The following is a 9,917-nucleotide window of genomic DNA, read 5'->3' as shown; positions in this document are numbered from 1 at the left end:
CTATTCGAAGCTAGTTATGTCCCAGCCTCTTTTTACCTTTTGGCCTTATTTTTTATCAGTTGTTCTCTGTCATCTGTTTGTGGAGGCTCCTCCAACCACCCATGCTTAATCATAATATTGGCCCCATCCTCAGCATATAATGAGATTTCTGGAATTAATGAGGCATATTTTAATCCTACATCTCTCCTAGGGCTAGCGGCCACGGCCATTCCAAAATTCCCAATACCCGCTGCAATCATTGCTGATACATGAAACATAATAAGTTTGTCAGAGAAAACACTCACTTTACTATCCGTAACAGCTGAATCCCAGCTCATAGGAGCAGGAAGATCCTCTTTGATTAAAAAGTCGCTAAATAGCTCTATATATTTTTGAGAAAGTTTCTTTCCTCTTATTAAAAATTGTTTTACATCCTTACCTTCCACGATCTGTGCAAATCCTGTCATTAACACCTTACCAATTGCATTGGTTTGTACATTTAAAAATAAATGACTAATTTCGACTGAAGTTAGAGCTCTCTTTTTTCCAACGAATCCAGCCAGAAAATGCTGTTTCTCTACAAAATCAACCTTGTCAGGAATAGAAATATAAGGAGGTCGTACATAAGTTCCTTGTTTTAACATCAAATCACGTGTTTGATCCTGCAACTCAACACCTAAATTTAAGATACGCTTATGAAAAGCAACTACATCTGGACGTGTCGCGAGGCCAAGTGCCCCACTACTACCTGCCATTCCGAGAATGGACATTTGTCTTAAATACATTAATATAAAAGTATCAGAAAAAAGTCTCGGAGCTTTCACATTTACATCCTGCTCTGTAAACCCTAACGGGATAGGAAAGTCCTCTTTTTCAAAGATATCACGTGCGATTGCTATATTCTCTTTAGAGGCCTCCAATGTAAATTTAATAATTGGACGAACATCCTCATCCTCTACTTTTTCTAAAAAATATGAGTTTACACATAGTGCTAAAGTATCGTTTATGTATTGTGTCCATAAGCTCGACATTTCCGCAGCAGTTAAACGAATTTTGGATTTATCCTCCATGTTAACAACCGACCTCCTAGTCTAGACCTACCAAGGATAATTTCTCCTAAAAGCGAAAAAATTATTATACTATCCCCCCAAATTCGAAAAAAGAGCAAAAAAATAGCACTTGAGTAATTTCAAGTGCTTGATGATTCGATGATTCCGAGAGGGCTCGAACCTCCGACCCCTACCCTGTCAAGGTAGTGCTCTCCCAGCTGAGCTACGGAATCACTATATGAATAATTCATAATATACATTCGTTTTGAGCGTTTGTCAATTAAATTCTAGTAAATTTTATATGGGTTACTATTTTTTTGAGGTTTATGGTATTTGATGGTCACCTTTTTGCTATGAAAATATTAACATCGTCAAAACAGGAGATATATGTTATTATTGACATAAATACATTTTATTTGTATAAATATAATATCAAGGCAAAGTACAATTTAATAATCGCTGAATTCCCATTTAGGGAAACGGGGGAACCAAAACGTGCAAAAGGGCACACGGGGTGAATCCTTTTTTATAAAGGTAGGAGATACTCTTCATCCGAATCCGACAGCTAACCTCGTAAGCATTTGGAGAGAGCATTGTTGCGCAAATTTATCGATAAAGCCACGAGCCACACTCTCGTGGTTTTTTGTGTCTCCAAATATGCTATTCACCGCATTACACACCACCCTTTTGCTGCCCAAATTCACACTCGAATACATCTTAGAGGAGGTTTTTTATGTCATTAACTAAAAAGATTTTATTAGGTTTAGGTCTTGGTGCACTTGTAGGTCTTATCTTAAACGTAACGTCACCTTCCATTTTTGAACTTGCGAATACTTGGATTTTCGTTCCACTTGGTCAAATTTTCTTGAATTTAATTAAAATGCTTGTTGTTCCAATTGTCTTAGTTTCTATTACTCTAGGAGTTACAGGCCTTGGTGATCCAAAGAAGCTTGGAAGAATTGGTGCCAAAACGATAACTTATTTTTTAGCAACAACAACGATAGCGATTACAATTGCGATCGCTCTTGCTTCCATCTTTAAGCCTGGCGCTGGCGGAGCCTTTGATACGCAAGGAGCTACTTATGAAGGGGCAACTGAAGCTCCTCCATTTATGGAAACACTAATTGGAATTATCCCGACAAATCCATTTACGTCAATGACTGATGGAAATATGCTTCAAATTATTGCATTTGCTATTTTTATAGGTTTTGCTCTAACCGTGTTAGGCGAAAAAACAAAAGGTATTGTAAATTTATTTGAACAAGCAAATGAAGTGTTAATGTATCTTGTTAATCTTGTTATGAAGACGGCTCCATATGGTACGTTTGGATTAATAGCGACTGCTATTGGTGGCCAAGGGTATGCTGCAATTAAAGCAATGCTTGCTTACTTCTTAATTGTACTTGCCGCTCTACTTATTCACGCGGCTATTACTTATGGTGGCACGATTGCTTTATTGGCAAAAAGAAATCCCATTGAGTTTTTCAAAGGTTTTGCCCCTGCGATGACGGTTGCTTTTAGTACGTCAAGTAGTAATGCCACACTCCCGATATCTATGGAAACAGCACAGAAAAATCTAAAGGTTCCTGAACCAATTAGCAGTTTTGTTCAACCATTAGGTGCGACTATCAATATGGATGGTACTGCAATTATGCAAGGTGTTGCCACCATTTTCATCGCACAGGTGTATGGATTTGACCTAACTTTCACTCAAATTATTATGGTTATCCTAACTGCTGTGCTTGCAAGTGTAGGTACCGCAGGTGTTCCTGGTGTTGGTTTAATCATGCTTGCAATGGTTCTAAATCAAGTTGGTTTACCACCAGAAGGTATCGGTTTAATTATCGGTATTGATCGATTACTTGATATGACACGTACAGCCATCAATATCACAGGTGATGCTGCATGTGCTGTATATGTTGCAGAATCTGAAAAGAAGCATATGGATGAAGCAGCTGCTTAATGTTTAATATGTACTTAAAGCGACAGGGAGTTTTTCCTGTCGCTTTCCTATTTTTCAGGCGTTATAATAATGATGCAGATTTACTTGATTGATTTTTTGGAGGTTTAAAAAGATGACGATTATTAAAGGCACTGTTAGGGAAATGACTATACATAGTAAGCTTTTAGATGAAGAACTGGAACTTATCGTTTATTTACCTGCCACCTTCTCCCCTCTATATAAATATAATGTTCTCATCGCTCAGGATGGGCGCGATTATTTTAATCTTGGAAGGGTTGCGAGAGTTGCGGATAAACTGATTGAAACAGGTGAAATAAGCAATACCATAATTGTTGGCGTTCCTTATAAAAGTGTTGCAGACCGACGTAAGAAATATCACCCAGATGGGGAGCAGCATCATTTGTATAAGCGTTTCTTAGGGGAAGAATTAGTACCATTTCTTGACCAGGAGTTCCCAACCTATCAGATGGGGCAAGGACGTGCATTAATTGGGGATTCACTGGCAGCGACTATATCACTACTGACAGCACTTGAATACCCTCATACTTTTGGAAAGGTGATCATGCAATCTCCCCTTGTAAATGAACATGTTCTGTTGAAGGTTGAATGTTTTGCAGACCCTCATCTCCTTGACTTATATCATATAATCGGGACAGGTGAAACCGAAGTAAAAACAACAAAAGGTGATATTGAGGATTTTTTAACGCCAAACCGAAAACTACACGAACTCATCGCGAGCAAAGGTTATCCATGTTTTTATGAAGAGTTCAACGGTAACCATACGTGGAAGTTTTGGCAACCTGACTTACCAAGGGCCTTTTCAAAAATGCTCAATTAACTGTTTTTTATTCTATCATTTTCAAATATTTGTTATAATTATGTTATCATTTTTCGTAATACAACATTAGGTACTTTACGTTTTGAAATTTTATACTATAGGAGGGCAATACAAATGAAATATGGCATTGTTATCTTCCCATCCAAAAATCTGCAAGACATCGCAAATTCATATCGTAAACGTTATGACCCGCATTATGCATTAATTCCACCGCATATCACGGTAAAAAACACATTCGAGGCATCCGATAATGAAATTGTGGATATTACAAGGGAATTAGCAGCGGTTACCAAACAGGTAAATCCATTTACATTAACTGTATTAAAGGTAAGTTCTTTTTCCCCAGTAAATAATGTAATTTATTTAAAAGTAGATCCTAATGAACAATTACAAAAACTACATAATGCACTTCACTCTGGTTATTTTGCAGGTGAACCTGAGTATGCGTTTGTTCCACATATTACAATTGGGCAAAAACTATCTAGCGATGAACATTCAGATGTGTTTGGCCAATTACGTATGTTAAAAATGGAGCACGAAGAGCAAATTGACCGTATCCACCTCCTCTATCAGTTAGAAAATGGATCTTGGACCGTTTATGAAACATTTCGTTTAGGAAAGGAAAATTAATTATACTATGGAAGCAAGAATTGTAACGAACAACAAAGAAAGAGACGATGCTTATACGATTAGAAAAGTGGTCTTCGTCGATGAACAAAAGGTACCTCTTGAAGAAGAGATTGATCAATTTGAAGATGAAGCTACACATGTTGTCCTTTATGATTACAATGAACCTGTAGGAGCTGGACGTTTTCGTGTACTTGACGAATACGGCAAAGTAGAACGCATTTGTGTTCTCACTTCACACCGAAAAAAAGGTGCAGGAAATTTAATTATGCATAAGATGGAGGACATTGCGAAAGAACGAGGCATTTCAAAATTAAAGCTTAATGCGCAAACACATGCAGAAAACTTCTATAAAAAGCTAGGTTATGAAACCGTATCAGGTCTATTTATGGATGCTGGAATCCCTCACGTCACAATGGTTAAAGAATTATAGGATGTCTAATATGACATCCTTTTTTCATGGATAAAAAAGGGTAAACCTGTTCATTCTACCATAGAGGGGTGAATGACTTGGAATTTTTTAGAATTGCATTTGATTTAGTGGTTGGTCTTTTAGGATTACTTGTACTTACAAAAATATTAGGTAAAACACAAATTACGCAAATTACACCTTTTGATTTTATCTCTGCATTAGTACTTGGTGAATTAGTTGGAAATGCCGTTTATGATCAAAAAATTGGTGTGTTGCAAATACTTTCTTCCATTATTGTATGGGGAGTATTAATTTATGTAATTGAATTAATAACACAGAAAATTCGAAGGACCAGGCCATTTCTTGAGGGGAAGCCAACAATTATTATTCATAAAGGAAAAATTATTAAAGAACATTTAAAGAAAAACAAACTTGATATCAACCAATTACAGCATCTTCTTCGGGCGAAGGATGTTTTTTCAATTAGAGAGGCCGAGTATGCGATTCTAGAAACCGATGGCTCGATTAGCGTCCTAAAGAAGTCTAAATACGTACCACCAACACGCCAAGATTATAAAATGGCGGAACAGAAGGTTCGTCTCCCTATTACATTAGTAAGTGATGGCATATTAATTCAAGAAAACCTGAAGGAAAGTGGATTTACTGAGGCATGGCTACATTCGGAATTGAAAAGTCAGGGGGTAGCCACATATAAGGATTTACTTTATGCAGAATGGCATGAAGAGGAAGGCTTGTACGTTCAGGAATTTTAACCTTCCCTCTTTTTCTCTTCTTTTCATATAGACTCATTGTAAAGCAACCCTTTGCCAGTATATTGAGAACGAATATTTTCAATATATTGGCTTTGTTTTTTAGTCATTGCTTTCCGTTCAGTTTGGTGTAGATCATACGTACGCTGATTATTATTCAAAGACACTGGATTTACCTGATGTAGCCTCATAAGGTTTGTTTTATAAGTTGTAGTCCGATGTACATATTGATTATATTGTTCATTGTTGATTGGTAATATATATCCCATGTTTTACCCTCCATCCCTTTTTTCATTCTTTTTATGTATCAAGCATTTATATTATGTTAGTTATTAAAAAATTTCGAAGCCTCCCCTGTATTTATAAGGGTCGTATCAGAAAAGGCCTGGCAACTTGGCCAGACCACACGCTTACTTTTTATTAATCATTTTTGAAATGGTTCCAAAGTCCAGTTTTTCGTCACCGCTTACAATGCTTTTTACAATTTTATCTTCAAGCTGTTTGTTTACTGGCTTATTTGCAATTTTAGAAACCTTTTTAATTACAGCACGAACTGTTTTTTCATCCTTAAAATTCGCATTTTGCAAAGAGTTTGCTAATTGGAGTACCTCCTGCATATTTACGCCTGTTTTCTTTTCAATATTCTTAAAAAAGTTATTGTCCATTTCGAAGCCTCCTTACATTGTGTTATATCGTATGACCCCCGCCTAAAAGATGTGCGAGGTTGTTGAAAAAACTATTTTTCGTTATTAAATGGAGAAAGTACGAGCCGATTGACTCGTACTTCTACTTAGGGAAATGTTGTGATTAGTTATAGAAAGAAGCACCTACAATAATTAATAAGATGAATAATACTACGATTAATACAAATGTATTGCCGTAGCCTCCACCGCCATAACCGTAGCCGCCATATCCGCAACCACCGAATCCGTAACCCATATTTAGCACCTCCTCATTGAAAGAGTACATTATAAAATATGTTATGAAGTGTGATTTTGTGAGGACAGGAGCACAGGGCAAACGCGGAAATTCAGTACCTACCCCTCTAAATTTTTATCTAATTCTTGTTGCTTTTTAGAAAACCATTGATCAAGCTTTTCCATTCTTGTTTCAAGCCCTTTTTCAAATTCTCCCGCCTGTTTATCTAACTCGCTTAATCCCTTTTCTGTTTCTGCAGCCCATTTATCTAGTTTTGCTTTCGCTTCATCATGGTCTTTGTAGTAATCCGCAACAAAACGTTCGATCTCTTTTTCAAATTTGCTCAAATTCTACACCTCCAAATACTATATAAAATGCTAAAAACAGGCTACCTGAGCCTGTTTTTAGGTAAAGTTACTTGATTGAGTTTTGTGCATTAATATAGCCTGCACCATACGTGTTGTAATCGATGCCCTTCCATTTGTCTGCGCCATTTAATAAGTCTTTTTTTATATCATCAGGAGTAAAGCTTTTATTCTGTTTCTTCTTGTTTTCAATCATTAATGCTACAACGCCGGCACAGAATGGGGTAGCCATCGAAGTACCAGATAAGGTAATATAATGTTCATCAACACGACTAGCTTTTTGGAACTTATCTAGATATGAGTTAGGAGATCGTAGTGAAACGATATTTACACCTGGAGCTACAATGTCTGGCTTAAGAACATTATAGATTGTCGGTCCTCTACTTGAAAATTCTGCGATTGTATCATCTGCTCGCTCATCTAGTGTATTTTTATCATCAAGTGCTCCAACCGTAATAACTTTATCGCTAATCCCCGGACTTGCAATTGTATTAGGTTCATCACCTTCATTTCCTGCTGCCACACATACCACTATTCCACTGTCCCATGCTTTTTCTACAACTTGTACCATTGGATCAGCATCTTCATTACTTAATCTCTGGGCTGTTGCACCAAGCGACATAGAGATAATATCGATTTTAGGTTTGCTCGGATCCTGATTATTTAGGATACACCACTCAACACCCTTCATTACGGTATCAAGTGAACCAGATCCTAGTTTATTTAATACTTTTACACCAACCACATTTGCTTTATATGCAGGCGCCTTATATTTTCCTCCGGAAGCCATCCCATTGCCAACTGCATCACCCGCACAATGGGTACCATGTCCATTATCATCATAAGGTTCCACCTGACCACTCACCATATCTTCAAACCCGATAATTCTTCCTTCCAGATCTTGATGTGGATAAATTCCAGTATCGATAACTGCTACTGTTACACCTTCACCTGTTAGTTCTGTTCCATTTCGAACAATACCGTCTGCTCTACCCGCTGGAGTTGCAACATTTAACAACGCTTTTACTTCCGAATTTAAATAGACTCGTTTTACATTCGTACATGTTTGTAAAAGTTCCTCTAAACCAGCTGCAGTAACCGTTGCTGAACAGCTTGGAATGGTTTTAAATTCATAATTAAGTTTGCAGCCATAATGACGATTCATCACTGCTTTGACATTATCCTGAACTTCATTTTGATTTGTGTACTCGATAATAACATCAAACTTCCTCGTTTTCTTTATGATTTTTTCGAGTGTTTTGTGAAGAAAACACGGTGTCCATTTAAATGGACGATATAAATTCACTAGATTCTTCCTAAGGTTTTTGTCCAATTTTGAACCATAGTTCCTTGTAAATTGAACCATTGAAAATCCAAACATCTCTCTCACCTCCAATTTTTCCCTATAGGATAAAATATGAAAAGTGATAGGAAAGTGGAGCGGTGTTTGTCCGAGGACAAGCGCCTTTTTTAAAAAAGGGGAAGGAGGCTAGTTCAAGTGAACAGCCTCCTAAAAGGAACTACTTACTTCTAGGTTAATGTTGCAAATCCTTGAACAGTCGTGATTTCACAAAGATTTAAAATCCATACACGACCTGGAGTACCTTCTGCAGTATCAGTAACTCTTACTACACCTTGACCAATATCATCGGCAGAGCGGATAAAGACATTTTGGAGATTATTAAACTGTCCTGTAGCGGTTGTATCAATATCTATGCTTTGACCGATTACGCGTGCTAGGAAATCACGGACTGAATTCTCACAGCAATCATCACAATTTTCTATATCCATAGGGAGCTCTAATTCATTTAGAATTTCAACAGTGGCTGCATCAGTAGCTGTAATTCCCACAACATTACAAATCGGAAATGCCGCATTACGTCGATCTGTTCCCATACCTGGTACTGTTCCAACTACAACAAAATCATCTACAACGTCTTGAATTATAAAATTATTGTTTCCTTGACCTGGACCTGTTTGATCGATTGTTCCGATGTCTACTTCAACATCCGGTGTCATTGCAGCCAATTCTTCTAGTACAGCCCTCATTCCTTCTGTACAGCAGTCACAAGTAGGACATTCACATACTCCAGTTGGTCCTTGTGGTCCAGTTGGGCCACGTTCACCTGTTGGCCCACGTTCGCCGGTTGGGCCACGTTCACCTGTTGGGCCTGCTGGACCAGTCGGCCCACGTTTCCCTTTAGGGCCTCTCGGGCCACTTATACAGCATTTTGAACATTCACAATCATCATGATGGAAATGAATTCCAGACAATTAAGATCACCTCAATCTCTAATTTTTAGTATCTTTATATTGTATTTACTGTCATTACCTTCTGACTCGGCACATGTCCCTATTAAACTTATTTTTATGTATCCATTTATGAGAACGATAAGAGGTGATAAAGTTCAAAAGTGAATAAGATACTAGACTAATAAAGACATAGAGACAAAGTCCCTATGCCCAAATTGTTAAACTTCTTCTACATCTTCTAATAGTACAATTGTCATTGCAGCACCGTTAATAGGTGTACCGGCTACTTCAGTACGAATATGAACTGTGGATCCACCAATATTTCTTAGTTCAAGCACTCCTCCTGCTGGAATAGAAACAATTGCTTCTCCATTTACCTGTAATCTTGTAGTATTTCCTGCTGCAGTGCTAGCTAGTGTTACCCTAGTGCCAAATCTACTAGCTGGAATTGGGTCACCGTCTACATATATTTGAAACACTCCAGAAACATCATTAGTGGCTGGTGTATTATTAAAAATAACACTGTAGTTAACAAGGTATACTCCTGCATTTTCAACAGTTACAGAGGTAGCATTTCGTACAAAATCTGGTGTTCCATCAGTTTCTGAACATTCACCTTCTTCATCAAATGGGACGGATGAACCAGTTGGTACATTAACGGTTAGTGGACCATCATAATATACGTTACAATATATTTCTCTACATTCGCATTCTCCTGTTGCTCCACGTTCGCCTGTTGCTCC

At 37.5% G+C, this 9,917-nt stretch carries 13 protein-coding genes, 1 tRNA gene and 1 riboswitch; of the genes, 5 read left to right on the top strand and 9 right to left on the bottom strand.

The genetic code is table 11. From position 1 onward, the window contains the following. Positions 1–32 precede the first annotated feature (32 nt). Positions 33–1,049 carry a DUF3231 family protein gene (locus CKK03_RS23375; RefSeq protein WP_099364878.1) on the bottom strand — a complete coding sequence of 339 codons (1,017 nt, stop codon included), beginning with the start codon at positions 1,047–1,049 and terminating at the stop codon, positions 33–35. Positions 1,050–1,188: 139 nt separating this feature from the next. After that, a tRNA-Val gene (locus CKK03_RS23370) sits at positions 1,189–1,261 on the bottom strand. A 214-nt stretch (positions 1,262–1,475) separates the two neighbouring features. Then, a riboswitch (cyclic di-AMP (ydaO/yuaA leader) is annotated at positions 1,476–1,624 on the top strand. A gap of 137 nt (positions 1,625–1,761) precedes the next feature. On the opposite strand from CKK03_RS23370, the gene CKK03_RS23360 reads away from it, so the two are divergent. The 5 genes from CKK03_RS23360 to CKK03_RS23340 all read left to right on the top strand — a co-directional run bounded on the left by CKK03_RS23360 (position 1,762) and on the right by CKK03_RS23340 (position 5,641). Further along, on the top strand, positions 1,762–2,991 hold the full coding sequence (locus CKK03_RS23360) for a dicarboxylate/amino acid:cation symporter (RefSeq protein WP_099364876.1): 1,230 nt from the start codon (positions 1,762–1,764) through the stop codon (positions 2,989–2,991). Positions 2,992–3,103: 112 nt separating this feature from the next. Beyond that, positions 3,104–3,829, top strand: a complete 726-nt coding sequence (locus CKK03_RS23355) for an alpha/beta hydrolase (protein ID WP_099364875.1) — start codon at positions 3,104–3,106, stop codon at positions 3,827–3,829. Positions 3,830–3,943: 114 nt separating this feature from the next. After that, positions 3,944–4,459, top strand: coding sequence for a YjcG family protein (locus CKK03_RS23350; RefSeq protein ID WP_099364874.1), 516 nt, complete (start codon positions 3,944–3,946; stop codon positions 4,457–4,459). A gap of 7 nt (positions 4,460–4,466) precedes the next feature. After that, complete coding sequence (locus CKK03_RS23345; protein WP_099364873.1) at positions 4,467–4,889, top strand: GNAT family N-acetyltransferase; 423 nt, start codon at positions 4,467–4,469, stop codon at positions 4,887–4,889. 77 nt (positions 4,890–4,966) lie between these two features. Continuing rightward, on the top strand, positions 4,967–5,641 hold the full coding sequence (locus CKK03_RS23340) for a DUF421 domain-containing protein (protein ID WP_099364872.1): 675 nt from the start codon (positions 4,967–4,969) through the stop codon (positions 5,639–5,641). A gap of 23 nt (positions 5,642–5,664) precedes the next feature. Here the strand turns inward: CKK03_RS23340 and CKK03_RS23335 are convergent, their stop codons facing one another. The 7 genes from CKK03_RS23335 to CKK03_RS23905 all read right to left on the bottom strand — a co-directional run. Then, positions 5,665–5,907, bottom strand: a complete 243-nt coding sequence (locus CKK03_RS23335) for a hypothetical protein (protein ID WP_099364871.1) — start codon at positions 5,905–5,907, stop codon at positions 5,665–5,667. A gap of 141 nt (positions 5,908–6,048) precedes the next feature. Then, positions 6,049–6,303: a sporulation-specific transcription regulator SpoVIF gene (gene spoVIF, locus CKK03_RS23330; protein WP_099364870.1), complete on the bottom strand. Its 255-nt coding sequence runs from the start codon at positions 6,301–6,303 to the stop codon at positions 6,049–6,051. 142 nt (positions 6,304–6,445) lie between these two features. Then, positions 6,446–6,577: a YjcZ family sporulation protein gene (locus CKK03_RS23325; protein ID WP_099364869.1), complete on the bottom strand. Its 132-nt coding sequence runs from the start codon at positions 6,575–6,577 to the stop codon at positions 6,446–6,448. Between the two features lie 98 nt (positions 6,578–6,675). Then, positions 6,676–6,903, bottom strand: coding sequence for a protein YjzK (gene yjzK / locus CKK03_RS23320; protein WP_099364868.1), 228 nt, complete (start codon positions 6,901–6,903; stop codon positions 6,676–6,678). 67 nt (positions 6,904–6,970) lie between these two features. Beyond that, positions 6,971–8,302 (bottom strand): S8 family peptidase, encoded by a 1,332-nt coding sequence (locus CKK03_RS23315; RefSeq protein WP_099364867.1) that lies wholly within the window; start codon positions 8,300–8,302, stop codon positions 6,971–6,973. Positions 8,303–8,451: 149 nt separating this feature from the next. Beyond that, positions 8,452–9,195, bottom strand: a complete 744-nt coding sequence (locus CKK03_RS24215) for a collagen-like protein (RefSeq protein WP_099364866.1) — start codon at positions 9,193–9,195, stop codon at positions 8,452–8,454. A 197-nt stretch (positions 9,196–9,392) separates the two neighbouring features. Further along, the coding region (locus CKK03_RS23905) for a hypothetical protein (RefSeq protein WP_425432896.1) at positions 9,393–9,917 on the bottom strand (525 nt) is incomplete at its 5' end.

Origin of the sequence: Fredinandcohnia onubensis, assembly GCF_002734215.1 — a bacterium.
In the GTDB taxonomy this organism is placed as follows: Bacteria; Bacillota; Bacilli; order Bacillales; family Bacillaceae_L; genus Ferdinandcohnia; species Ferdinandcohnia onubensis.
The sequence above is the reverse complement of the archived record's forward strand: the minus strand, read 5'-3'. Positions and strand labels throughout refer to the sequence as shown.